Raw genomic sequence first — 25,842 nt, 5'->3', positions numbered from 1 at the left:
ATGTTAGTTACTTCACGAAATAATATTTATCATAAGATGTATATAAATCATTCGACTTGTTACGAACAAATTTATATCTTTGATAGTTTTCACTAGTTCAGTTAAATAACTTGTAAAAAAATTACTGAAAAATAAATCTAAAAACCTCGTTAAATGAGATTAAAAGATTTAATAAAAAAATAAATCTAAAAACCTCGTTAAAGGAGATTAAAAGATCTAATAAAGATTAAAAGATCAATAAAGATTAAAAGAACTAATAAAGATTAAAAGATCTAATAAAGAATACCTAACATTTATTTGCCGAAGAACACATCAAGAGAGCTTTGCTTGGATTTATCACTTTCAAAGAGTGAATTGATACCAAACTCTTGAATCTCCAATCTTTGCTCAAGATAATGTGAAACAGGATACCTGTTTACAAGATTCTGGGAAATTTCCAGATATTTCACAACAGAACCCTTGGAAACGCTTAGAATAAGGTCCCCTCCACATTTGCACTTGCCTGTAAGAGGCATTCTTCTATACTTGGCGCCACATTTAGGGCATCTGACCTTCTGCTTGGAGAAAGCCCTTGAATTTCCCATGATATCCGGCAGGAAGTGGGATGAAAGAACACCTTCTACAACTCCTCTTTGGTCTACTGCACGGATGAGCTCTGCCAAATGAATTTGAGCCTCCACCTTTTCTTTCATAGAGCCTAAACGCTTGTAAAGGCAAACCTTAGGCCCTGCATGAATGTTTGAGGTATGGTGTGAGAACATCAAATCATGATACTGTCTGTCAGTTCCAAGATGCATTTCAACATTATCAACAAATTCCAGCATATCTGCAGGCTTTAAAGGCTCTTGGCTTTTCTGGTAGAATCCCAATGGGAAACGTTCAAATATGTCCAGGTTATGTGATTCGTCGTCGATTTCCTCTGGGTCTATACGTGTGGATAAAACCAAAGGAGCATCCATACTTCCACCACGGGTACTAGGAAGATATGATTTGGAGAAGTTGATTAGAGCATCAAGAAGCAATAGGACAGAATCTTCGTCACTGTCACAGTTTCTCCTTTTTGCAGAATGGAAATAAGGGTGTGCATAACAGCCCAATGCCTTAGTGAATCCTACAATACGGCCCAACACCCCTGCTGATGTGTGAGGTGCAAGACCTGCAATGAGATGGCCGATAAGGTCATATTTGTCCTCAACATTATAGAACCGGTCCATTCCATAATACTTTTCCAATAGATCGTCAACGAAATTAGCTACACCTACAAGGTAATCGCCACAATTGTCTGAAACTACAATATCCTGAACCTTCAGTTCAATTATCTGGTCATCGCTCACTATTTCCTGTCCATAGCAGTCATGAGTATATCCCATTTCGATTAATTTTGGAACAGTAACGCCAATTTCCCTTGGAATGAAGTGGGTAAGAGGCAAGTCTGTAGAGTCATGACGAATGGTTCCTTCCTTAAATGTGAAGACACCATTTTTCGCACGAAGAATACCTTTTTCTAAAGGTTCAGGGAGCTTATCCTCTGAAATAAGACCAATTACACCTTTAACCTCATCAACCTTACGAACTCCAATGTTATTTGAAGCCTTTGATAGCATGGTGGACAGGTTAATGTCCTTTTGACTTGCTTTGGTGATTTCAGTTGGAGCGCCGCAGTGAGGGCAAATTGCCATGAATGAGCTTAATCCACAATCAGGGTTTGTGCATTGTCTTCTTGCAATTTCAACATTGATTTTTCTCTTTTTGGCAGCTTCAGCCACTAGACGTCTGCTTCCTCCATTGTTTCCAATTGGGAAAAGGACATGAGGAGCAGGGCGCATCATCCTTTCCTTAGACTTTTCAGGACGTCCTACCCTTGTGCCTATATAGCATGGAGCCTTATCCATAATCTCAAAGTCGATGTTTTCGTTGAGTATGTCAACAACCTTTGACTTATAATGGTCATCATCAAGGTATTTGGAATAATCTATTGTTTTAACTTCAGATGATAAGTCCCCATCATTATCTTCTAATGCAGAGCCGTTTCCAACGGTTTTCATTAGGGCATAAGCATGATCCCTATCAATGACTACCTTTTTATCAATCAGCTTATGAACCAATCCCAATATCTCAAGGATTCTCTTTTGAGGAGCCAAATCAAGAATTAAATCCTCTCCATTCAAGTAGTCAGTTGACAGATAATCCCTTTTAGTGTCTAGCCATTCATTCAGATAAGCCAAGTCCTCACGGGATATGTCATTATAATAATATGTGTATTCAGGGTGAAGTGGAACACTAAAGTCATATGAGATTCTAAAGGCCTCTTCGGCAGTATAACGCTTTTTCTCAAGGAAATTAAGATTGAAGCTTTCCCTATCAAAGTCCATATACTTTGAAGAGTCTTCATGTGAGATGAAATGTTCAATGCTTAAATCGATTCCTCTCTCTATAAGATAGTCATAAAGCTCGCTGTCATTGGAGAATGATTTGTATTTGTCGCTGTTTCTTATGCACTCAATCCACCATTCCTCACACCAGCAAGAGCCTAACATAGGCTGGTTGTTTCTTAAGAATTCGCCGAATGCAACAAGCATGTCTCCTAAAAAGAGTATTTCAACCACTTTTCCCTTGACTTCCCTTGCATCAGCTATGGAATCTAATCTGCGAACCTCACCAGACTTTAATTTTACTGTAGGCCCTTCAATGGAATCAACTGGAACTACACAGTTACCCTTTCCAGGCCTTTCTATCTTAAGTTGAGTTCCGACAGCTAAAAATTCCAATAGTTCCATAGTTGCCGGATGAACCCCCATTGTAGCAAGGCCAGTGTTTCTAGATCTTCCATATCTTAGTCTGAAACCGCCCTTTTCAGAAGGGTATCCTAAAACAGGCCTTCCTCCAATGATATCGTGGGCGTATTTTGAATGGGCAAACAATTCATCCTTATCAATAATATTATCGTCGATTTCCTCAACGATTTCTTCAGTTTCCTCTTCTGACTTTTCTTCCTCTTGAGATGAGCCGATACCTTTAGCATACTCTGCTAAAAATTCCCAGCTATCCAAATTGAGTTTTTTAGAGATTTTTAGAATTTTCTTGGACTTTTGAATAACCCCTTCAACCATCGCAAGAAGGGCTCCTCCCCTAATGTTATTGGTCTCTACACGAGGAAGGTCCCTGTGGGAAACTTCAATCTGGTCGGTAGGCTCTCCGCTGACTTCAACAGGAATGCTTCTTGCTGCAAACCTTACTTCCTCTGGAGTCGGAGAGTATTGAAGGTTTGTTACTTCAGATTCGTAAAGCTCTACCTCTTCCACATATCTTTCAATCTCATCATCGGTAGGCTTGAATCTGTCAAGTCCAGTAGCTACACGTATTTTATCACCAAGGAGAACGGATAATGCTGCTGCAGTACCTCCTGCACTACGAATAGGTCCTGCAAAGTATACTGCCACATATTTTGTGCCATCTGAATTACTTTTAATCTTTACACCTGAAATACCTTCCAAAGGCGCTGCAACCACCCCTTCAGTGATGATAGCAAGTGCTGTACGAAGGCCTTGATCTGCAAAAGCCTGTTTCTCAGCTTCAAGCTTTGCTCCAGTTTCGCTAGACTCTTGAGATGCAATCTCAGCTGCAATTTCAAATGCAACCTCTTCACGAGATATGCCAGTAGCCTCTAGCTCTTTAATACGTCGAGCTATGCCTTTAGGACCTACAAGCCCTTCCACACGCTCTGCTAAATCCTTTGCCACTGGAATCTCTGTTTCAAGCTCTACATCAAAACCCTTAGATCTTGCTTCATTTGCTATCTCGTAGAGACGTTGTGTTTCACTTTCCAATCTTTCAAAATAATCCATTCCAGAATCCATTATAATCCCTTTTGTAAAATAAACGTGTATACATAAATTATTGATAAATATAAAGTCATTTATATGCTGAATATTCTTATTTCAAGCAGTTTTTTAAAATTTAATCTTAATAAAAAAATATTAATTTTTTATTATTTCATCTAATATTATATTGGAATTGAAATCTTATAATATTTTTCATAGATGAAATTTTTCAATTAAAAGCATACTATTTTTAATGAAATTCATCTCTTAAAAACCTTTTGAAAATGCATATTATATTATAAAATTTCTATTTAAAAAAGATTACCAGAGCATTTGAAAACTAATAATTTCTTAGGCCAGAACAATTTTAAGATTTTTTAATTGAACAATATGCGCAAATAAATATAAAATAATAGAAGTTCAATAAATAAAACTTAAAATGTTAAGGTTAATAGTTAAAAGACCTAAAATAGACAATAAGTGATTAAAAAACCTAAATAGACTAATAAATAGTTAAAAGACCTAAAATAGACTAATAAGTGATTAAGATACCTAAAATAGACTATTAATTAGTAAAAAATAAAATAAAAAAAGTATAGTAAGAATAAGATAAAAAGAATAAAAAAAGTAGGTATATAAACAGATTGTTTATATGGAGTATCTTAAAATGAAACAAAAGATACCGAGAATAACTGTTAAAGCAATAACGTATTCTGGAGCTATCTTTGGACCTACACTTTCGTCATCAAAGTATCTTACTAAACCTGCCCCACTCATAGGCATACTGTATTTATCATCTTTCTTTGCCATAATATCACAATAAAAATAATTTAATTCTTTAGATAATAATTTTATACAATAATTTTTATAATTAAATCAATATGAAATTAGTTTAATAAAAATCTATAAAATAATCATATCATATTTTCAAGTATTATATATTTTTATAATTTCTTATATTAAAACTTTTAGTTTTTTGAAATTTAAAAAGAAAAAATATTGAAAAAATGATTCCTATCGCAAAGGATCCTTTTTTCTTTAATTCAAATATCTTTTATTTAATCCCTATCCAAGGTAACCGCCATAGACAACAAGCAATATAACAGATATGGCAAATGCAACTATCCAAACAAGAGCATTCCAAGATAAAACTTTAGATCCATCCAATGGTGGGATAGGCAATAAGTTAAATGTTGCCAAGAAGAAATTAATTCTAGTTCCAAGCAAGCAAATCAAAGCTATGATATAGCCATTATAATCAGTGACCTGACCTAATGAATTTAAAATACCTAAAAAGATCAATCCAAGGACTATATTGACTGCAGGACCTGCAAGTGAAACCAAACCATTCTCAGACTTTTCCATTCCTTGACTGTATATGACAACTGCTCCTGGAGCTGCAAAGATGAATCCGAAAAAGGAACTTACCAATGCAATGACAAGTCCAGTTGGCCATAATTGATATTCTGCCCAATATCCATAGTGCATAGCTGCAAACTTATGCCCTAATTCATGAAAGATGAATCCGGCACCTACTCCTATTGCAACTATTGGAAATATGAATAGAATTCCATTAAAATCACGATTTGAATAAAGAATAGAGAATGCCAAAGCAATTACAATGAATGATATTATTAAATCTCTTATTTCTTTTCCAGTAAATTTTAACATAAACATAGATTATACTAATATTTTATATATACTTTATGATTAATTCTTGAAATATTAAAAATAAATAGGGATTTGAAAAATAGTTTAAGATAATAAAATAGCATAATGAAGAAAGCCCTAGAAACTATTCTTTAAAAGATTTAGCACTCCCATACTAGCTCTGAAGGCTATTCTTTAAAAGATTTAGGCCACTCTAATACAATAGCTCTAAAGAGCACAAAATTACTTATAATGGCCAAAATGATTATTAAAGCAATGACAATGCTATTTCCATGAATGAAATTCTCTATTCCAATAAGGGCCAGCAAAAAGGAAATGAGATTGTTAATGAAATGAGCCAAAATAGGGACTAATACATTCCTGGACTTGACATAAAGAATGGAAACGCAGATTCCAAAGAGAATAGCTCCCAATATTCCTCCAAAGTTATGACAAATTCCAAATAAGACTGAGGAAATCAAGATAGCAAGTGTCAAATTGTCAAGCTCAAGATTGAATCTTCGTAAGAAGATTCCTCTAAAGAGAAACTCTTCGATTATTGGAGATAGGATAACTACAGTTATAAGGTAAAGGAGCGTTACATCAAAGCCTAAACCAGTGAAATCACCGAATAAAGGGGCATTAAACTGAATAATGGATATGGATCCCAAATAACTTAATACAAAGTATATTGCAGATACAAATAGTATGTTTGCTAAAACAATAAATAGAATGTGATAAATCTTAGAAACCTTGAATATGCTGTTTAAATCGTTTCTAAAAGCATCTGAAAGAGAAGAGTTATTTACTGAATTAGAATCCCTATTCGAACTTGAATTATAATTAAAATTTGAACTAGAATTCTTTTTAGAGATAGAATTAAATTTATAAATAAAAAATAGAAGCATTACAAGATAAAGGATAAATTTAAAAAATAGACTTCCCAAATGAAAGTCAAATATCATTGGAATTAGAGTTAAGACCAAAATAACTAATAAAAAGAAGGATAGAACCTTAATTATGGATAGTTTATCTAAATAATCTGTTAAATTAATCATATTAATCACTTAACACCTCTAAATTCATCTTATTTCTAAAACTTAAATTTAAATTTATTTTCATCCAACTTTAATAAAATAGTCTATATATTAATTAATATAAAATGATATATAAATTTATTATACTGCCCTTTTTTTTGAAAAATTTATCTTTTTAAAACAATTCATTTCTAAAACTACCTATAATAATTTCTAAAACTATCTAAAATCATTTCAAAAACTTCTAAAATCATCTCAAAAATCAAAGCAATTAAAATTTTAAGGATTGAAATCATGTCCAATAACTATCTTCCAAAAAAGCTAGAAATTAAATATTCTCATCAAATCGATGGAACAAAGTCAATTAAGCTATTGAATGGCACTCTTTTAGTGAATAATCCAAATCCAGAATTAATAGATATAAATCAAATAGATGAAGAAAAGTGGATTGAATTTTGGGATGCCGTTGAAAAGATAGGCCTTTGGGACTTGGAGGAAGTCTATGAAAGCTGCACATTAGATGGAGGATTCACCTGGAAGATAGAAATAGAATATGGCAATCGAGAAATTAATAGCTATGGAGCCAATATGGAGCCTAAAATAATTATGGGAGATAAGGTTTATTCTGTTTTAGAAGAGTTATATAAATCCATTGAAGAATTAATCTCTTTAGATTGATTTATATGTGAAATTATGAAAAATAAGAGTTAAATAATAAAAATAAGAAAAAATAGAAAGAAAATAAGAAAATTAGGGATAAAAAAATAATTTGGAAGAAAAATAAAAAAAATAAAAAAACTATGGATAAAAAAATAAAAGAAAATAAAATTCAAATAAGAATTTTATTATCTTTTAAAAGAATCATCACCCCCATTCATCCAAATAATAATTATATTCCTATTTGAAAGAAGCAGAGTCTGCCATTTGCTTTAATAGATCTAAATCATTACCACAAATAATAATCAATTGATCTTTTTTAGGATTCTTTAAGCAAAGAGAATAGTCTGCAAATTCAGAATATGAATTCATGACTGAATCCACATCAGCATTTACGTCCACTGTCTCATTGGAAGACCCGCCAGAGACTTTTACTCCTTCAGAACTTATGGAAACATTCTGACCATCGGAATCAGAAACATAGATTCCATTTTTGGAAAATGATACATTTGCACTAGAATCTTCTATGTTAACTCCATCATCGGAAAGATGGATATTTGAATCACCATCTCCAAAGTTCATATCAGAGCCAGAGGAGCATAAATCACCGATAAAGCTCCAGAACTCATCTGAAGATGTGCTGGCATCTGGAGCATTCCATTCAGCATCATAATTATTCTTAACTATGATGTAATTGTCATTTTCTTCAACAACTTCCCCACTGCTATTTAAATCATCAATCACATCGGAAATAAGATTTGAATCAGAAGAAGAGTCCTTAAAGTACAATACAGAAACAACACCATCAGTATTATTTCCAATATTGTCAAAAACTTTCATTGCAAAGTTAACATTACCAGCAGCAATATTTGAATATGCATCTTGCTGGAAGTCTGTACCTTCTGGAATACCTATTTTAAAGGTATTATTAAAATCTTTTTCTGTTAATTTATATTCTGCTGCCCCCACACTTGAAACAAGAATTGTAAGAACAAATAATAGAGATAAAATCCCTAAAACTCTTGAATTAAACTTCATTTTATCACCATTTACATATTATAATTTTTAAACTAATTCTAAGCAATTAAACTAATAAACTAATTCCAAACCAAAATTGAAAGTTCTAAACTAATTCTAAGCAATTAAACTAATAAACAATTCCAAACCAAATATAGTAGTTCTAAACTAATTCTAAGCAATTAAACTAATAAACTAATTCCAAACCAAAAATATTAATTCTAAACTAATTCTAAGCTAAAACCAATAAGATTACTCACTAATAGCCTCCTTATAAACAGATCCAAACATTCTGCCTAAAGCAATACTGATATATGGACTTAATAACAAACCAGTCAATATAGAACTAACAAGAGTTGAAACCAATGCAGAATCGAACAATATGCCAATTCCAGTAGATATTGCTCCGAATATCATTCCAAAGAACATTGAAATTATTGCAATTACAATGAAAGCAAATATCAAGGCTCCGATAAATCTTCCCCAGCCCATATTTGAAATTATATCAAAGATCTCACTAAATTGGAATGCAGACTTAAGACTGTCATTTTCAACCATATGTGAGATTGCAATGACTTCAATAAGATAAATGAATATTGCAACAATAAATGAAACAAAAAGCAATATAAGTCCAAACATGTTTACAGCTTCACCTGAAGCCTCATTAACCATCAGCATCAATCCAAGGATGAATATAAGAGCTGGCACAATGGAATAAACAATTCCAACAATTAATGTGCGTAATCCGTTCTTAAGGATTGCAAATATATTGCCAAAGTCTGGAAGTTCGTATCTTCCATCTATTGCATATTTAATAACATCATATATGTATCCTGAAGTGAAAAGGAACAAAATGAATGTTACAATCCATGACAGGAAAATTAAAGCTGAATTAGATGGAGGAATTGATGCAAACATTCCATTAACTGAGGTATATGGGGAGGCATTGACCATAAGGGTCATGGAATCATAAACCACATACTGTGTGAAAAGGGAAATGAGCCCAGAGATGAGGAATATTAGCCCAAGAATCAATACCTTTCTAGTGTCATTGAATGGATATTTAAGTCCTTCCTTTATAATGTCTGTAATGCTAGCCATAAACTCACCAAAATAACTAAAATTAGATTTAATGAAGGTTATATAATAATCCAGCAACTCTTGATTGCATAATCAAAATATAAGGACTTACAATGAATAGCATTAAGAAGTAACCTAAGATAATTCCTGCAATGAATATGCCTCCTGCTGCAGTATAGGACCCTAAGGTTCCAGTGATTATTCCAAAGAATCCGAATACAAAGAAGAGCAATAGTCCAACAATCATAAAGATTGCAGTGCAAATAATAGCCAATCCAATATATGCCCCTACGCTTCTTACAACGCCGACGGACTGTATGATTTCAATAATCTCCTTAATGTCAAATGCCTTTGCCAATGCGCCGTCGTAATTAGCCATGTTTGCAACTCCAAACATGCTCATCACATAAGCGCCGATTATGGCTAGAAGAGTAATAATAGAGCCAAATGCCATCAATACAGATTCGCCATATCCTCCAATAGCGCTGGAGACTAAAGCAAAGACCATGAATATTATTATTGGAACCAGCGCATATCCCAGATAGACCAGGCAAACCTTTATGCCGTCAACAAACATGCCAATCACATCATCAAATTCTGGCAATGGATCGTTACCGTTAATCATCCCTTCTACAGAGACCTTTGTAACCCTGTAGGAATAGCCGTAAATCAAGAACATTGGAAGGAAAAGGAAACTTAAGAAATAACATACTCCAATAATCAATAAAGTTTTTAAATCCTTAGCCGAATATTCTAAAGAATCTTTATATATGTCTAATATCAACAAAATCATCCCCTAAATAAATTATATAAAAATTAAGATTTTTTAAAAAATTATAATCAAATTTGACAATGACTAGTCAAGTTTAAATTAAATCAATAATCATTATTCAAATTTAAAATTTTAATCAAAGCTAAACAGAAATTCAAAATCATTATTCAAATTTAAAAGTCAAATTTAAACTGAAATTTCATCATCATCAAATTTAAATACGTCCTCAATACTTAGATAGGAATCTACATCGTCACCATAAGTGGCTTTATTTAGAATCCTTGTTATATTATATGCTAAAAGTAAAGAGGGATTATATCGTCCATTTTCTAAAGCATTAATCGTTTGACGAGTTACTCCAGCAGATTTTGCTAAATCCTGCTGACTCATCTTAACCTCCTGCCTTAGATATCGTATTATTGTTTTCATATGATCACTTTAAACAATTTGGATAAAAAATATGGAAAATGTAAAAATATATTACATTTGTTAAAAATATATTCCACATGTTAAAATTATATTACATCATATATAAATCTTTCGACAATTTTGTAAAATATGGAAAAATTTGGAATTAAAATTAGAAATTTTTGGTGAAATATCAAAAATGTTTAATCAAAATAAAATTTTAATGAAAAATATAAAAATAGTAAAACTAAGAAAAAAAATAGTAAAACTAAAGAAAAAAAGAGTAAAAAAAGTAAAAAAGTAAAAATAGTGTTTAAATTAATTAAAGCACTATTCAGCCAGTAATTTACCAATCTCCTTATATAAATAAAGAATTATTAATAATCCAGAAATAATGGAAATGAGTAAAGTCAATGGCAATACAGGCATTTGGAAAACAATTGCATCCAATGCAAATAAGTCCCATACTGTAAATATAAGATTGTTCAGGAAATGAACAGACATGCCCATTAATATATTATCTGTTTTAAGATAAAGAACACACATACACATTCCAAATACAAATGCACTTGTCATTCCGCCGAATTCATGACCTATTGCAAATAGGAATGAAGAGATTAACATAGCCGGAAGAATGCCTGTTCTAATCTTTAACCTATTGAATAAAACTCCCCTAAAGACCAATTCTTCAAGAATTGGAGCGATTATAATGGAAGTGAAAGATTCAAATAGAAAAACTGCAGGATCAATAGCAGTAGGAGTAAAATCAAGGATAGAAACCCACTCCGAATCAGCTAAAGTAAGGTATGCATCGAAAGTGGAAAATATAGCCAAGACTAAAAAAGCAAACAACATATTGATAATGAGCACATAAAGAATTTCACGACTGTTGTCCCTTTCAAATAGTTTATTGAAATCCTGTTTTAGACCAGAGGTACCTTTTAAAGCATAAAGGAAGAAAATGAATAAGAAGAATACAAAAACCATCAAAGCCAAATCATCATAACTATCCATAACTGGAAATATGATTAAGAGGGCTATGGATAAAATAAAAGCAATGACAATACCTACTAATAATTCCCTAAGCTTAATTGTTCTTAATCTAACATTGAAGTCTGTTACATTAAAATCCATACTTTTCCTCCTATTTGCTAATTAATTTTATAAAAATAATTTATAGAAATAATATAAATGAAATTTTTACTAAATGAACAATTTTTATAGAATATAATTATAAATTAAGTTTTTACTATAAACAATTTTTTAGAATATAATTAATTAATTTATTAAATTATTTAAATTTATTTAATTTTCGCTTATCCAAAAATAAACCTTCATTTCAGCTTTATAGAGAAATAAAATATATACGCCGGAACAAATACTATTGAAAACAACAAGACTATGACAGTGAAATCCATAAACGGACCTCCTAAGAAGAGATCCCCTATTGGAGTGTATACTATCACATAAGACAATAGATTATAGAGGAAGTGTGCAAACATGTTTATCAATAGATTGTCTGTTCTCAAATAGAGAATGCATAAGCACATTCCAAATAGGCAAGTGTAAATTATATGAGCCAAATGGTCTGGATAATTGAAATGGCATAATCCAAAGATGATTGAAGATACCACCACTCCAAATATAACTCCTTTTCTTATCTTAAGCCTATTGAATAAGATTCCTCTAAAGAAGAGCTCCTCTGAAATAGGCGCAATGAAGATTGCTGAAAAGAATTCAAAAAGGAACAAGAGAGGATTTGAAGCCTCATAAGCCAAATCTGAAACTGGAAGAGCTAATAAATTGATATTATTAAACATAGCATCAAAACCAGCAAGATGCTGCTGTATAAAGAAAGCCAAGAGCATATTTGGTATGACTATCATAATGACCTTAAACAGATTGGAGGCCTTGAATACACCGTATATGTCATCTTTAAACCCATGTGTCCCGATGGAGGCTATTGCAAAGAAGACCATCATATACAAGAAGAATATGATATACTCTGCCTCTCCAGAGTAGATTCCAAAATAATCGCATGTAAATCCGGTTAAAAAGAATGCTACAACAAGAGCTATGACTACTTCCCAAATACGTATTGTCCGGAGCCGTACATTAAAATCCTTTACGCTGAAATCCATATTCATCCCCTTTAAAAATATTATAAGTTTTTAGTTTAATAATGATTATTCAATTAGAAAATAAATTTTAGTTTAATAATATTTTCTATATAAAATAATTTTCTTTAGTTAAATTAATAATAATAATTTAATTTAATTATTTATAAATTTTTATAAAACAAAATCAAATGTTGAAATTTTTATCATCAAAGATTATAAAATTGATAAAATATATTTAATCTAAAATTCAAAAATAAGAATGTATATTCTAAATATATTTTTTTATTATAATTTTATTTATTTTTTATAATAATTTAAATCCAAATCAAGGCCTAAACGTTATAATCGTGATTTAAAAAGGCCTTAAAATAATTTAGAAATATAATATGCTTAACTATAAACTATAAAGCAAAAATTAATATTTATTCTATTAACGAAAGGATAGGAGAGTTTAAATGGCAATACATCCAATTGAATTTAGATACGGAACTCCAGAAATGAAAAGAATCTGGGAGCAGGAAAACAAACAGCAAAGAATGTTAGATATTGAATCTGCATTGGCTCAAGCTGAAGGTGAGCTTGGAATAATTCCAAAGGAATATGCAGATGAAATCAAAGCAAAAGCAAGCATTGAATATGTAACCTTAGAGCGCGTAAGTGAAATTGAAGCTGAAACCAAACACGATATCGCTTCCCTATCAAAAGGATTAAGCGAAGTATGTGAAGGTGAGGCTGGAGAATACGTTCACTTTGGAGCAACCTCTAACGATATTGTAGACAGCTCTAACTCATTGCTTTTAAAAGACTCCATTGAAGTTTTAGAAGAAAAAATCGAAAGATTAACCAAGATAATTCTTAAATTAGCAGATGAAAACAAAACAAAGGTATGCATAGGCCGTACACACGGACAGCATGCACTTCCAACCACCTACGGCATGAAATTTGCAATCTGGGCCGATGAATTGCACAGGCAATATGACAGGTTGCAGCATGCAAAGGACAATGTATGTCTTGGAATGATGGATGGTGCTGTGGGAACCACTGCAGCTCTTGGAACCCAAGGATGGGAAGTTCATAAGAAGGTATCTGAAATTCTTGGCCTTAAGCCAGCCCCAATTACAAACCAAGTCCTTCAAAGGGATAATCATGTAGAGTTCATAGCTACCCTTGCAAACATTGCAACAACCCTTAGCAAAATAGCTCTTGAAGTTAGAAACCTACAAAGAACTGAAATTCAAGAGTTAGGAGAATATTTCGACCCTGAAAAGCAAGTTGGAAGTAGTACAATGCCACATAAGATGAACCCAATTACAGCAGAAAGAATCTGTGGTGTTGCTAGAATAGTAAAATCATATGTAAATGCAGCTATGGAAAACAACCCTCTCTGGCACGAAAGAGACCTTACAAACTCTTCCTGTGAAAGAATCATGTTCCCTGAAGCTTGCATTCTTACAGATTACATCTTAAACCTTACAATCAAGCTTATGAACAATCTTATCTTCTATGATGAAAACATTGAAAGAAACCTTAATTTCACAAATGGGCTCATCATGGCTGAAAGATTAATGGCAGAGCTTACAAGAGCTGGAATGGGTAAGCAAACAGCTTATGGGGTCGCTAGAAAGAATGCGATAAAAGCAAATAAGGAAAAGCTTCTCCTTGCAGACCTTATCCTTGAAGACCCTGATGCAAGTCAATTCCTAAGCAAAGAGGACGTTGAAAGAATCATGGACCCTCACACTTATATTGGTTCTGCACCAATCATAGTAGATGAGATTCTAGAAGCTTCTAAAGACTGGTTCTAGCTTCAAACTTTTAAAAAAAGTTTGATCAAAATTTTTATTTAGGGTTAAGAGCAATTACTCTTAACTTTATTTATATTTTATTAGTTCTAATTTTAACTTATTAATTTTACTTATTTTAACTTATTTATAACCTTTTTTAACTTATTTATAACCTTTTTTAACTTATTTATAACCCTTTTTAACTTATTTTAACTTATTTATCCTATCAAACTATTTTATTATTCAATCAATGATTGATTTAAAAACTAATTTTCTTCACTAAAGAATTTCCTTTATTCGATTTATATATCCACAAAATAAAAGTTTATTTGATGATGAAAATTCATCAAGATGAAATAGCTGTGTAGTGCCAAGTCAGGTCTAAGGCAGCGGACTTAGGATTCGTGGAGTTAGTCTCATCATGGGTTCAAATCCCATCGCAGCTATGAAGATTTAAAAATCTTCTTGAAAGAAATTATTTTCAAATAATAACTTTCAATAAAGCAAAAACTTTATTCAATTTATATATAAACCAAAACAGACAATAGAATAGGAAATATCCGAAAAGGAATTTCTAAAAGATTGTAAAAAGATCTTATCAAAAGGAAAGGCCCAAGTAAAGCAAAAACTTTATTCAACTTATATATACACAAAACAAAAGTTTAATTGATGATGAGAAAAATTATCAAAAGTAAATAGCCGAGTAGCTAAGCTTGGTAAGGCACTGGACTTAAGATCCAGGGAGTTAGTCTCCTCATGGGTTCAAATCCCGTCTCGGCTACTGGAAGATAAAAATTATCTTCATGGAAAAAACAAAACAACGAAAAAACAAAGAAAACGTGATAAAATGAAAATTCATAGTAATAATAATTTTATTAATCCCAAATCTTCTATTGAAGGAGATTATAGCAGCAGACAGTCACAAGATAGTGCCTGCAGCTATAATTGCCCTATTGGTGAAGATGTGGTAGACAGGTTTGTGTTGGGATCATAAAAGAAAATTCTATACCCAAAAAACAAACACCAACACCAAACCATATATACCAACCATTCACCACACAGTTATAGTTTATTTGGGAAAAATAATTCCTAAAACAGTTCTAATAAAACGTATTTTTACAATTAAGTTAAAGGATTTTTAAGTTTCAGGATTTTGAAATCTAAAATCAATGATTTTAATCATTAAAATTAGCAAAGTCAACTCCATTAATTTATATTTTGATAAATCGATTGATTTTAGAGACGCAATCATCTAAAAAATCATTTAAAATTCAGTTAATGCAATTAATTCACAAATATTCATAACACACACCTATAACTTAATTAGCCTTTAACTTAATTTATCACTACTAATTAGATTTTTGGGGCATTAGCTAAGCGGGAAAGCGACAGTCTGAAGATCTGTTCATCGCTGGTTCAAATCCAGCATGTCCCATTTAAATAAGTTTAAACTAAAAAAATTTACTGAACCCATTAATTAGTTTTAAACTATATTTAATCAATTAGGAATATATTCTCTTTAATATCTCAAATTTAATGTTTTTCCTCCTATGTACTAATAAAGATCTCAACCATAATTACAACTCCATGAGAATATATTCCTTTAACTCTCTGTGTAGCAAAGTGGTTATGCGGCGGTCTGTAGAACCGTTTATGGGGGTTCGAATCCCTCCGCGGAGACTTAACATCTTCTTGACAAATTCAGGAATGTGTTTTTTAAAAAAAATCCAGAAAGAATCAAAAATATATTAAAATTATGGGATTGTAGTGTAGTGGTCTAGCACCGTCGCTTTGGGAGCGACAAACTCAAGTTCAAATCTTGGCTATCCCATCAATTAGTTCTATGGTGTAACTGGCAATCATTCCGGGCTTTGGACCCGGAGATTCCCGTTCGAGACGGGATAGAACTATATGAAGATGGATTTCTTCATAAATTTAAAAAAAAAAATATAAGTTTAACTCCTTAAAATGAATTTAAACTAATGAAATAAATTTTAGCCAATTTCGGTAATAAAAGAAATAGAAAGTAAATAAATTTTAAGGAAAATTTCATAAGTTACAGCTTAAATTACAAGCAGGTCGAAATAATTTAAAAAGCTTCTCAACTATATGAAGATTAATTAAATTAATCTTATGGAGCTATAGCTCAATGGCAGAGCGTTTGGCTGACATCCAAAAGGTTATGGGTTCGATTCCCTTTAGCCCCACTCTTTTAAATTATTAATGCAGTGATTTAAGCTTAAATCGGTTCTATAGTTTAACAGGTAAAACAACTGGCTGTTAACCGGCAGATAGGAGTTCGAATCTTCTTAGAACCGCTTAAGATATTAATCTTAATAAAATATGCAATATTTGTCACCTTGTGCAGGGTTGGAGGTAATAGCTCCAACCCTTTAGTAAATTGATAGGGGCCTGTGGCTAAGTCTGATCAAGGCGTCCGGCTTTTAACCGGAAGATCAGGGGTTCAAATCCCTTCAGGCTCACTGCTTCTATGGGGTAATCGGCAAACCCATCGGACTTTCGATCCGATAATCCGGGTTCAAATCCCGGTAGAAGCACTAAACTGGCGTGGTGGCCTAGCTCGGTAGGGCGGAGGGCTGCTAATCCTCTGCGATAAAACGCTCATGGGTTCAAATCCCATCCACGCCGTTAGAAAAACAACAATTTGAGTGATAAATAATTCTGCCCTATAAAATTTATCAATTTGGTCTGTGGCCAAGCATGGTAAGGCGCTTGTCTGATATGCAAGTGATCGAGGGTTCAAATCCCTTCAGACCAATTTCAAAAATCATGTCTCTGTAGTATAGTGGCCTAGTATCCATGGTGGTCAGCCGTGGTACCCGGGTTCGAATCCCGGCGGAGGCGTTAAAATAAAATAAAAACGTTGAATCAGATAATCAATGAATTATTCCATTATTATCTTCATTATCTTTCTTATGGATGCATTGGTGTTAATGGCTAGCATACAAGTCTGTGGAGCTTGTGGAAAGGGTTCAAATCCCTTATGTGTCCCTATGGTAATGTGACCGACTAGAAAGGTGGCTGTTTGCAAAGCAGTTTATTTCGGTGCAATTCCGGACATTATCTCTTAAAAAATTATGGATCTATAGCTTAACGGAAAAAGCATCTAGCTACGGACTAGAAGATTGTGGGTTCAAATCCCATTAGGTCTATTTCTGCTTTAGTACTGTAATTGGCAACACCCGCCCCTTCCAAGGGTGAAATCTGGGTTCGAATCCCAGCTAAAGCACTTTCATATATAAAAAAAAATACTGGGCCTGTGGTCTAATTGGTATGACGTCTCCCTTGCGAGGAGAAGACTTTGGGTTCGACTCCCAACTGGTCCATCTGCTTTAGTGTTGTAATTGGAAACAAACACCTCTTCTAAAGGTGAATTCTGGGTTCAAGTCCCAGCTAGAGCTTTAAAAAAAGAAGATATAGTTTAACGGCAAGAATGCTTGGCTCCAGACCAAGAGATGAGAGTTCGAATCTTTCTATCTTCATTTAAATCTTTAAGTTAAAAAAGCTTAAAGGTTTAATATTTCCCTCTTAAATTAAAAAGATTGATCTTATTTCATAAATATAAGATTAAAACTATTTTTACTAGATAAATAAGATTAGTCTTTTCCCATAAATTTAAAAGATTGATCTTATAAAAAGATTAATCTTTTCCCCTTAAATTAAATTGCCATGATGACTGAGTCAGGCTTAAGGTATCCGCCTTGAGAGCGGACGTATGAAAGTACCAGAGGTTCAAATCCTCTTCATGGCGTTAAATAACATTAAAAGGAATTAATTGAAATATAAATTAAAATTTAAATTAAAACTAAACTATAAATTTGAATTGACACTGAAATTAAAATTAAAACTTTAAATTAAATGCTATGGTGACTGAGTCAGGCTTAAGGTGTCCGCCTGGAGAGCGGATGTGCGAGAGCACCAGAGGTTCAAATCCTCTTCATAGCGCTTACTATTTTTTAAAACTTATCTAAAAAGCTCAAAAAACAACTATTTTTAAAGAAATCTAAACTAGTCTTAAAAAACAATAATAAAAACTTAAAAAACAACAATAAAAACTTAAAAAGCAACAATAAGTATTTTTATAAGTTTCCACCAATATTTAAACATGTTTAGAAAAATGAGAAGAGCAAAACAAGAATTATCCAAAGAGGAATGTATCGATATCCTAATTAACGAACCTCGTGGAGTCTTAGCAGTTTTAGGAGATGATGAATATCCTTATGCAGTTCCATTAAGTCATGTCTATGTAGATGGAAAGATATACTTCCATGGAACAATAAAAGACAGCCACAAAAGAGATGCAATCAAAAAACACGATAAAGTATCCTTTTGTGTAATGGATAAAGGAACAAAGTCAGATAGTTGGTGGTACACATTCAAAAGTGTTATTGTCTTTGGAAGAATGAAAACAATCAATGACAAGCAAACAAAAATAGAAAAGCTCACCTATTTAGGAAATAAGTTCTTCCCAAGCGAAGAGGAAACAAAAGATGAAATTGATAGGCTTTTGGATGTAACAGAACTGTATGAAATCAGCATAGAGCATATGAGTGGGAAAGTAGTTAAGGAAAAATAAGCAAGCTTTTTTGGCCGAAGGCCAAAAAACCTTGACCAAAAATTTTATTTTATTTAGCATTGACAATATCTTTTATTACTTCACCAGCAATTATTAAACCTGCAACAGATGGGACAAAAGAGATGCTTCCTTTTACCTTTACCTTACCCTTATTTTTATTTATATCACAATCATTAGTGTTTTTTGGAAGCTCCTGAGAATAAACCACCTTACAATCTTTTATATTTCTTTTTCTAAGGTCTTTTTTCATAATTCTGGCAAGAGGACATACTGAAGTCTCATAAATGTCAGCAACCTCAAACATAGTAGGATCCAACTTGTTTCCAGTTCCCATTGATGATATAACTGGAACGCCAAGCTCTTTAGACTTGCAGATAATTGCAATCTTTGCCATGATTGTGTCAACGCAGTCAACGGCATAGGATAAATCACTAGTAATAATGTCTATTTCACAATCTTCCAAATAGAATTCCTTATAAATCTCAACATTTGCATCTGGATTGATATCTAGAATCCTCTCCTTCATGATATCAACCTTACATTGGCCGATTGTCTTTGTTGTGGCAATTACTTGTCTGTTTATATTTGTTTCATCCACCTTGTCATAATCCACCAAGACAAAGTTACCTACACCGCTTCTTGCAAGTCCTTCGCAAACAAAGGAACCTACACCACCAAGACCAAAAATAACAACCTTTGCATTTCTTAATTTTTCCATTCCTTCATTTCCAACTAACATTTCTGTTCTTGAAAACTTTTCATCCATTTCCACTCACCAAAAAATAAATTAAATTATAAAAAATAAATATAACTAAAAAAGAGTTAAATTTAATCAATCATATAATTATTGGGCTTAAAACAATAAAAACTTAATGCAAAAAGAACCATATATCAATATAAATAATGACTATCTGAAAGAACTATATATGAATATAAATAATGACTATCTGAAAAAAGAATAATCATTTAAGTGAGGATTCATATGATTATAGATACACACTGCCATATCTACAATAGCGAAATGGAAAATGCAAAGGAAATAATCAAAGAAGCTCAAAAAAACGACATCTGCCTCATATTAAACGGCACTGATCCCAAAAGCAATAAGGAGATTTTAGAACTTTCAAGCAAATATGATAATGTCTATGGAGCTTTAGGATATTTCTATACTCTTGCAGATGAAATAAGTGATGAAGAGATTGATCTATTGGACAGTCAACTCAATAATGACAAAATAATAGCTGTTGGAGAAATAGGACTTGACTATTACCATACAAAAGAAAATAAGGACAGTCAGAAGGAACTCTTTGAAAAGATGTTAGATCTTGCTGAAAAGCATAAACTACCAGTCATAGTCCATTCTAGAAAGGCATCACAAGACACCTATGACATACTAAAGAATCACAATGCAGTTGGATCCCTTCATTCTTACCAAGGTTCAGCAGAAATGGCAAGGGAATTTGTTAAATTAGGCTTTTATATAGGAATAGGAGGGACAATCACCTACAAAAACAGCAAGAAAATAAGAAAAGCAGTAAATCAAGTAGGAATTAGCCATATACTTATAGAAACAGATTCACCATATCTTCCACCAGAAGATAAAAGGGGAGAGAATAATACACCACTGAACTTAAAATACATTATAGAAGAATTAGCAGAAGAATTAGATATTAAAGAAGAGAAAATCATTGAAATAACAACAGAGAATGCAAAGAAACTGTTTAAAGTATAGTCTTAAAATTAGTTTAAAAAAGCCCATAGCAAAAATAATAAATCAAGCATTAAGTATTACTAAAAAGACAAATAACTATAAAAAAGCACCCTATGAAAAAAATAGAAAAAACATCACCTAAAAGATAAAATAACCCTAAAATAATCAACAAATAGAAAAAAAATAGAAAAAGTATCCCTAAAAGATAAAATAATGAGAAAAAAATAAAAAAATAGAAAAAGTATCCCTAAAAGATAAAATCATGATAAAAAAAAATAAAAAAATAGAAAAAGTATCCCTAAAAGATAAAATCATGATAAAAAAAAATAAAAAAATAGAAAAAGTATCCCTAAAAGATAAAATCATGATAAAAAAAAATAGAAAAATAAAATAAAAAAAAAGAAAAAAGAGTTAGTTTATTTATGCATCAGAGTATAATAAACCAGCTGCCCTATTGGCGAAGAATGTTAGGTATACAGCAAATATACCCAATAAAATTCCTCCAATGAGGCTATTTAATTTATAAACGTATAATAAGATAAAGCATACGATCATTGCAATGACAACTACTATAATAATAGTTGCGAGAAGTTTTATTACACCTACTTTTGATATGTCACCAATAGCTTCACCGATTGCTAAAGCTTCTCCTAAACTATCATATTTAGCTAATCTGCATATTGCCATAAATTCAGCAAATGCGAAGATAATAGAAATTATCATAACAATAAGTACAGTTAATATACCCCTACCTAAGAGAGTAAACAATACCCAAGCAATAATTGCAGGGACAATGTAGTAAACAATGCTGACAATAAGTAATTTAACTGCATTTAAAACTTGTCTTACTAAGTCAATTCCAGGACCGTCATCTCTTCTTTCAATACCAAATTTTACAATATCCAAACCATATCCTGTAATTAATAATGCTCCAATGAGGAGAACTAATACTCCAAGGATACCAAATCCTCCAGCAGCAAGAGCGTTTTTGCCTGTTAGGCTCATAAGTAAGCCCATGAAACTTGCGCCACCTAAGATTCCAGTAATGATTCCAATAATCATATAAATTACTAAAGCTTTAATATTATGTATAGGATATGCAATTGCATCTCCAATTATTTCACTTATATCCATTTTGTTTCACCTTTAATTAAATTAAGTTAAATAAAACATTTATATATATTTTATTAATAATATATAAAGATAAGTATTATTTCAAAATTATAATCCTAATTGATAAGACATCTGCTTCATTTTTTAATATTTTTATGTACAGATGCTCCAAATCATCCATACTCATCCATACTAAAATGAACAATCCCATAATCCCAAAAAAACACATTACCCCATAATCCCAAAAAAATTAATTTACTTTCGTTTAAAAGAAATCCCTAAAGAATTCTAAAAAAATTTACAAAAAATTTTTTTAATCTAAAAATAAATATAATATTGTATAAGGAATGTTAAAAACTTAAGAAATTTCCTCAAGACAATAAGAGTTAAAAAGCAAAATAAATTGTCTAATAGTAAACTCTTAAAAAAAATGCCTTAATAGTTAACTCTTAAAAAAAAAAGATATTGCCTTAATAGCAAACTCTTTAAAAAGCAAAATAAGATTAATAGGGGATAAAATGAAACGCATCCAAGATTATGAAAGGCCTCCTCAAATTACAATTAAAAGAAGCCTAATAATATTTATTTGGAAACATAATAGGAATGTATTTAATTAGCTTTTTTGGATTAGGAGTTAAATTAACCAATTTCAATGATGTTGCACTATTCATCATATTTGTAAGTCTAATCAATGCAATCTTATGGCCTATACTCACCAGAATCCTAATGCCATTTCTCGTTTTATCATTTGGAATAGGGACACTTATTCTAAATGGCCTATTATTAAACTTCTGCGGACCCCTTTTCGGCATAAATGTGGAAGGCCCTGCAATAATTTTAGCTCCACTAGCAATGTCCTTTGTTACAACAGCCCTATCTACAATATTAACCATTGAAGATGAAGGATCCTATTACAGGTCAGTCTATAGGGATGCTGAAAAGAAAAGAAAAGGGGAAGTGAAAGATTATCCGGGACTCATAATCGTTGAGATTGACGGTCTTGCATATGACGTCTTAAAGGAAGCGGTTGATAAGGGATATATGCCTACCCTCAAATCAATGATTGATAATACACATACCCTAAGAATGTGGGAGACAGACCTATCCTCACAAACAGGGGCAAGCCAGGCAGGGATACTGCATGGAAATAATGAAGACATCACCGCATTCAGATGGATTGAAAAGAAAAACAACAATCAGATGATGCAATGCTCTGGAGTGACTCAAGTAACAACATTGGAAGAGAGAATTTCAGATGGAAATGGGCTTCTTGTAGATAATGGAGCCAGCAGATCCAATCTCTTCTCCGGTGATACAGACAATGTAATATTTACATTCAGCAAAATCCTAAACATCCGAAAACTATACAACAAGGCATGGTTTTCAGTATTCTCAAATCCTAGCAACTTTGCCCGTATAGTATGCCTGTTTATTTACGACATGACCTTGGAAATCATATCCCAAATAAAGCACAGCGTAAAGAACATCAGGCCTAGAATCAAACGTGGCATAGCCTATATTCCAACAAGAGCTGCAACCAATGTTTTCATGAGGGAAATCAACACCTCAACATTGATTGGAGACATGATGGTCGGCGACATTGACGTTGCATATTCAACCTATTTAGGATATGATGAGATAGCTCACCATTCTGGCGTTCGCGATGAGGACTCTTGGTATGCCCTTAAAGGAATGAACAAGCAGATAGAGCGTTTAATAAATACAAATAAGTACACTCCTAGAAAATATGAGTTTGTCATTCAGTCAGACCACGGCCAAACAAACGGTGCAACATTCAAGCAGAGATACGGCCAATCCTTTGAGGATTATGTAAAGTCCCTGCTTCCAAAAGAGATGAAGATGTTTGCAAAAATGTCATCAAATGAAGACCATTATGCCGAATCATTCCTTCCTTTTTCAAGAAAGAACGATGATCTGATAGATGAAAAGGATCTAGAAGAGTTAGGAGACTCTGAAGTTATTGTCCTTGCCTCAGGAAATCTTGCAATGATCTATCTAACCCAATGGGACTATAGATTAAGCATAGAAGAGATAAATAAATTCTTCCCAGAACTGATTCCTGGAATCGTTGAAAATGAATATGTAGGATTTATTGTCATCAGATCAGATGAAGGAGACCTTGCAATGGGTAAAAAGGGCATTTACAATTTAGACACTGGAGATATTATAGGAGGAAATCCTCTTGAAGGATTTGGCAAAAACATTGCAAGACACCTTAAAAGAAACAGCTCATTCAAATACACACCGGATATATTGGTAAACAGCTTCTATGACTGTGAAAATGATGAGGTCTGTGCATTTGAAGAGTTGGTTGGAAGCCATGGAGGAGTTGGAGGAAGCCAATCAAAACCATTCATCTTATATCCGTCAGGATGGAATGTCAGTGATGAAGAGATTGTTGGTGCTGAAAGTATTTATAAAATCTTAAAAGAGAATTTAAAGAAACTAAAAGAGTACAGTAATGATAATACTGCCCTAGAAAAAGAGTACAGTAATGATGAAACTGCCCTAGAAAAAGAGTGCAGTAATGATGAAACTGCTCTAGAAAAAGAGTACAGTACTGCTCTAGAAGAATAATTCTTCTTTTACTATTCTTACATAATTCTTAGAATGTCAATAATTCTTAGAATGTTAGATAACATAATTAATTTTTCTTTTTTTCTTAACTTTACTTTTATTTTAATCTTATCTTAATAAATTATTTTTAACTTTACTTTTATTTTAATCTTATCTTAGTCAACTATTCTTAATTTTACTTATTTCCGCTATTAATTCCTTAACTGACTTATTCTATTTTAAAAACATATATCATTTGTTCTAATAGCAAAAGCATAAAAAAATAATTCTAAAAGCCATTAATATATATACTATCCCAAAATAAAATAATAATATGAATATTTCAAGTTTATTTTCAGATGAAAAAGTTAATACAGGAAGACAAGTCGAACTGGATATCGCTAAGGCATTTGCAATCATATTTATGATTTTTTTACATACTGTCATGATAGTTGAAGCATATAATGTCGGCTTAAGCCCAACTTATACTTATATAATCGGCAATGTCTTAGGAAGGCCTTATGCTGCAGTCGTCTTCATGTTCTGCATGGGAGTCGGTGTGGTATATTCAAGGCACAGCCAATGGAACTTGATGATTAAAAGAGGAATTATCCTATATCTCTTAGGCCTTTTGGTAAATGTCTTTGAGTTCTTCTTACCTCATTATCTTGCCGGATACCTTGGCGTTAATGCTGAGGCTTTCCCTCTATTTGGAGGACTAATAATCTTTTGTGTTGACATCTTGGCATTTGCAGGTTTGGCATTTATCCTTATGGGAATCCTAAGGAAATTCGAAGTTTCAAATAAAGCTATGATTATAATTGCAGTTATAATGTCTCTAATCGGCAGTTTCACAATAGGAATTGACTTTGGAATCCCTGCAGTATGCTCATTCTTCGGTCACTTCATTGGAGCTAAAAACGGACATACCGCATTTCCTTTATTCAATTGGTTTATCTTCCCAGTTGCGGGATACGTCTGGGGACAGTATTTCATCAGAGCCAAGGACAAAAGGGAATTCTTTAAATACTGGCCGATCCTATTGATTGTGGCTTTTGCTTACTTCTTCATATCCTCACGCTATTGGGGAGGAGTCTTTTCAGAGGATGTTCACTTATATTACTTTTTAAACACATTGGATGCAGTATTCTGCATAATAAATGCCCACGCATTCATCGGATTATGCTATTGGATTTCAGATTATCTGCCAGATTCAATTACCAAGTTCTTTTCAACACTAAGCCGCAATATTAATGAAATTTATATTGCACAATGGTTCTATATACCTGTAACAATAATCTTAATCACTTATTTCTCCAAAGGATTAGTATTTGATGATTTGGTAACTACAATAGTTTCAATATGTATGCTGATTATATCTACAGTCACTGCACTAGCTTATAGGAAGTTAAGGACTAAAGGATAAATAATAATTAAAAAATAGCCAAATAATCAAAAATATCCAGATAAGAAAAAAAAGTCAATGCCTAAAAATATC

20 protein-coding genes and 16 tRNA genes are annotated in these 25,842 nt (G+C 32.4%); 24 read left to right on the top strand and 12 right to left on the bottom strand.

The features are described 5' to 3' along the window. Window positions 1–293: 293 nt before the first annotated feature. The 4 genes from polC to MRU_RS01270 form a co-directional block, all read right to left on the bottom strand. Window positions 294–3,857, bottom strand: a complete 3,564-nt coding sequence (polC, locus tag MRU_RS01285; RefSeq protein WP_012955048.1) for a DNA polymerase II large subunit — start codon at window positions 3,855–3,857, stop codon at window positions 294–296. Between the two features lie 612 nt (window positions 3,858–4,469). Next, window positions 4,470–4,631, bottom strand: coding sequence for a preprotein translocase subunit Sec61beta (locus MRU_RS01280; RefSeq protein WP_012955047.1), 162 nt, complete (start codon window positions 4,629–4,631; stop codon window positions 4,470–4,472). Between the two features lie 255 nt (window positions 4,632–4,886). Then, window positions 4,887–5,492: a site-2 protease family protein gene (locus MRU_RS01275; RefSeq protein WP_012955046.1), complete on the bottom strand. Its 606-nt coding sequence runs from the start codon at window positions 5,490–5,492 to the stop codon at window positions 4,887–4,889. Window positions 5,493–5,659: 167 nt separating this feature from the next. Next, window positions 5,660–6,529 carry a CPBP family intramembrane glutamic endopeptidase gene (locus tag MRU_RS01270; protein ID WP_048812346.1) on the bottom strand — a complete coding sequence of 290 codons (870 nt, stop codon included), beginning with the start codon at window positions 6,527–6,529 and terminating at the stop codon, window positions 5,660–5,662. 273 nt (window positions 6,530–6,802) lie between these two features. Here MRU_RS01270 and MRU_RS01265 point away from each other — a divergent pair, with 273 nt between their 5' ends. Continuing rightward, complete coding sequence (locus MRU_RS01265) at window positions 6,803–7,186, top strand: hypothetical protein (RefSeq protein WP_012955044.1); 384 nt, start codon at window positions 6,803–6,805, stop codon at window positions 7,184–7,186. Window positions 7,187–7,405: 219 nt separating this feature from the next. Here MRU_RS01265 and MRU_RS01260 read toward each other — a convergent pair whose 3' ends face one another. The 6 genes from MRU_RS01260 to MRU_RS01235 all read right to left on the bottom strand — a co-directional run bounded on the left by MRU_RS01260 (window position 7,406) and on the right by MRU_RS01235 (window position 12,583). Continuing rightward, window positions 7,406–8,203 carry a hypothetical protein gene (locus MRU_RS01260; protein ID WP_012955043.1) on the bottom strand — a complete coding sequence of 266 codons (798 nt, stop codon included), beginning with the start codon at window positions 8,201–8,203 and terminating at the stop codon, window positions 7,406–7,408. 231 nt (window positions 8,204–8,434) lie between these two features. Then, window positions 8,435–9,283: a DUF4013 domain-containing protein gene (locus MRU_RS01255; protein WP_012955042.1), complete on the bottom strand. Its 849-nt coding sequence runs from the start codon at window positions 9,281–9,283 to the stop codon at window positions 8,435–8,437. Between the two features lie 28 nt (window positions 9,284–9,311). Continuing rightward, a complete protein-coding gene (locus MRU_RS01250; protein ID WP_048812345.1) occupies window positions 9,312–10,049 on the bottom strand; it encodes a DUF4013 domain-containing protein in 738 nt (245 codons plus the stop codon). 171 nt (window positions 10,050–10,220) lie between these two features. After that, window positions 10,221–10,463 (bottom strand): helix-turn-helix transcriptional regulator, encoded by a 243-nt coding sequence (locus tag MRU_RS01245; protein ID WP_012955040.1) that lies wholly within the window; start codon window positions 10,461–10,463, stop codon window positions 10,221–10,223. A 309-nt stretch (window positions 10,464–10,772) separates the two neighbouring features. Beyond that, window positions 10,773–11,576, bottom strand: a complete 804-nt coding sequence (locus MRU_RS01240; protein ID WP_012955039.1) for a CPBP family intramembrane glutamic endopeptidase — start codon at window positions 11,574–11,576, stop codon at window positions 10,773–10,775. Between the two features lie 200 nt (window positions 11,577–11,776). Then, the gene (locus MRU_RS01235; protein WP_012955038.1) at window positions 11,777–12,583 is read right to left on the bottom strand and encodes a CPBP family intramembrane glutamic endopeptidase; all 807 of its coding nucleotides are present in this window, start codon (window positions 12,581–12,583) and stop codon (window positions 11,777–11,779) included. Between the two features lie 434 nt (window positions 12,584–13,017). Here MRU_RS01235 and purB point away from each other — a divergent pair, with 434 nt between their 5' ends. The 19 genes from purB (at window position 13,018) to MRU_RS01145 (ending at window position 18,943) form a co-directional block, all read left to right on the top strand. Next, on the top strand, window positions 13,018–14,367 hold the full coding sequence (purB, locus tag MRU_RS01230) for an adenylosuccinate lyase (RefSeq protein ID WP_012955037.1): 1,350 nt from the start codon (window positions 13,018–13,020) through the stop codon (window positions 14,365–14,367). A gap of 337 nt (window positions 14,368–14,704) precedes the next feature. After that, window positions 14,705–14,792: transfer RNA gene (locus MRU_RS01225), tRNA-Leu, on the top strand. A gap of 251 nt (window positions 14,793–15,043) precedes the next feature. Next, window positions 15,044–15,127: transfer RNA gene (locus MRU_RS01220), tRNA-Leu, on the top strand. A gap of 66 nt (window positions 15,128–15,193) precedes the next feature. Further along, window positions 15,194–15,340 carry a hypothetical protein gene (locus MRU_RS11840; protein WP_171776154.1) on the top strand — a complete coding sequence of 49 codons (147 nt, stop codon included), beginning with the start codon at window positions 15,194–15,196 and terminating at the stop codon, window positions 15,338–15,340. Window positions 15,341–15,709: 369 nt separating this feature from the next. Next, window positions 15,710–15,781 (top strand) — tRNA-Phe (locus MRU_RS01215). A gap of 174 nt (window positions 15,782–15,955) precedes the next feature. Then, window positions 15,956–16,026, top strand: a tRNA-Tyr gene (locus MRU_RS01210). Window positions 16,027–16,104: 78 nt separating this feature from the next. Continuing rightward, a tRNA-Pro gene (locus MRU_RS01205) sits at window positions 16,105–16,177 on the top strand. A 304-nt stretch (window positions 16,178–16,481) separates the two neighbouring features. Next, window positions 16,482–16,553 (top strand) — tRNA-Val (locus tag MRU_RS01200). Between the two features lie 201 nt (window positions 16,554–16,754). Further along, window positions 16,755–16,829, top strand: a tRNA-Lys gene (locus MRU_RS01195). Between the two features lie 2 nt (window positions 16,830–16,831). Continuing rightward, a tRNA-Glu gene (locus MRU_RS01190) sits at window positions 16,832–16,904 on the top strand. Between the two features lie 7 nt (window positions 16,905–16,911). After that, window positions 16,912–16,995: transfer RNA gene (locus MRU_RS01185), tRNA-Ser, on the top strand. 56 nt (window positions 16,996–17,051) lie between these two features. Beyond that, window positions 17,052–17,125: transfer RNA gene (locus MRU_RS01180), tRNA-Ile, on the top strand. A gap of 13 nt (window positions 17,126–17,138) precedes the next feature. Continuing rightward, window positions 17,139–17,211: transfer RNA gene (locus tag MRU_RS01175), tRNA-Asp, on the top strand. Window positions 17,212–17,446: 235 nt separating this feature from the next. Then, window positions 17,447–17,519 (top strand) — tRNA-Arg (locus tag MRU_RS01170). 5 nt (window positions 17,520–17,524) lie between these two features. Beyond that, a tRNA-Gly gene (locus tag MRU_RS01165) sits at window positions 17,525–17,596 on the top strand. 24 nt (window positions 17,597–17,620) lie between these two features. Then, window positions 17,621–17,693: transfer RNA gene (locus MRU_RS01160), tRNA-Ala, on the top strand. A gap of 340 nt (window positions 17,694–18,033) precedes the next feature. Next, window positions 18,034–18,118, top strand: a tRNA-Ser gene (locus MRU_RS01155). 109 nt (window positions 18,119–18,227) lie between these two features. Continuing rightward, a tRNA-Ser gene (locus MRU_RS01150) sits at window positions 18,228–18,312 on the top strand. 172 nt (window positions 18,313–18,484) lie between these two features. After that, complete coding sequence (locus MRU_RS01145) at window positions 18,485–18,943, top strand: pyridoxamine 5'-phosphate oxidase family protein (RefSeq protein WP_227717043.1); 459 nt, start codon at window positions 18,485–18,487, stop codon at window positions 18,941–18,943. A gap of 49 nt (window positions 18,944–18,992) precedes the next feature. Here MRU_RS01145 and MRU_RS01140 read toward each other — a convergent pair whose 3' ends face one another. Further along, window positions 18,993–19,709, bottom strand: a complete 717-nt coding sequence (locus MRU_RS01140) for a tRNA threonylcarbamoyladenosine dehydratase (protein WP_012955035.1) — start codon at window positions 19,707–19,709, stop codon at window positions 18,993–18,995. Window positions 19,710–19,925: 216 nt separating this feature from the next. Between MRU_RS01140 and MRU_RS01135 the strand changes: the two genes are divergently transcribed. After that, window positions 19,926–20,675, top strand: a complete 750-nt coding sequence (locus MRU_RS01135) for a TatD family hydrolase (protein WP_012955034.1) — start codon at window positions 19,926–19,928, stop codon at window positions 20,673–20,675. A 241-nt stretch (window positions 20,676–20,916) separates the two neighbouring features. Then, complete coding sequence (locus MRU_RS12120; protein ID WP_265101239.1) at window positions 20,917–21,048, top strand: hypothetical protein; 132 nt, start codon at window positions 20,917–20,919, stop codon at window positions 21,046–21,048. Window positions 21,049–21,074: 26 nt separating this feature from the next. Here the strand turns inward: MRU_RS12120 and MRU_RS01130 are convergent, their stop codons facing one another. Next, complete coding sequence (locus MRU_RS01130) at window positions 21,075–21,788, bottom strand: DUF4013 domain-containing protein (protein WP_012955033.1); 714 nt, start codon at window positions 21,786–21,788, stop codon at window positions 21,075–21,077. A 582-nt stretch (window positions 21,789–22,370) separates the two neighbouring features. On the opposite strand from MRU_RS01130, the gene MRU_RS01125 reads away from it, so the two are divergent. Together MRU_RS01125 and MRU_RS01120 are read left to right on the top strand one after the other, a co-directional pair. After that, entirely contained in the window at window positions 22,371–24,365 is a 1,995-nt protein-coding gene (locus MRU_RS01125; protein ID WP_012955032.1) for a phage holin family protein, read from the top strand. A gap of 313 nt (window positions 24,366–24,678) precedes the next feature. Beyond that, window positions 24,679–25,770: a heparan-alpha-glucosaminide N-acetyltransferase domain-containing protein gene (locus MRU_RS01120; protein ID WP_012955031.1), complete on the top strand. Its 1,092-nt coding sequence runs from the start codon at window positions 24,679–24,681 to the stop codon at window positions 25,768–25,770. The last annotated feature ends 72 nt before the right edge of the window (window positions 25,771–25,842 follow it).

Source organism: Methanobrevibacter ruminantium M1 (assembly GCF_000024185.1).
Lineage (GTDB): Archaea > Methanobacteriota > Methanobacteria > Methanobacteriales > Methanobacteriaceae > Methanobrevibacter > Methanobrevibacter ruminantium.
Note: the sequence above shows the minus strand (reverse complement) of the source record. Positions and strands in the feature narration are given on the sequence as shown.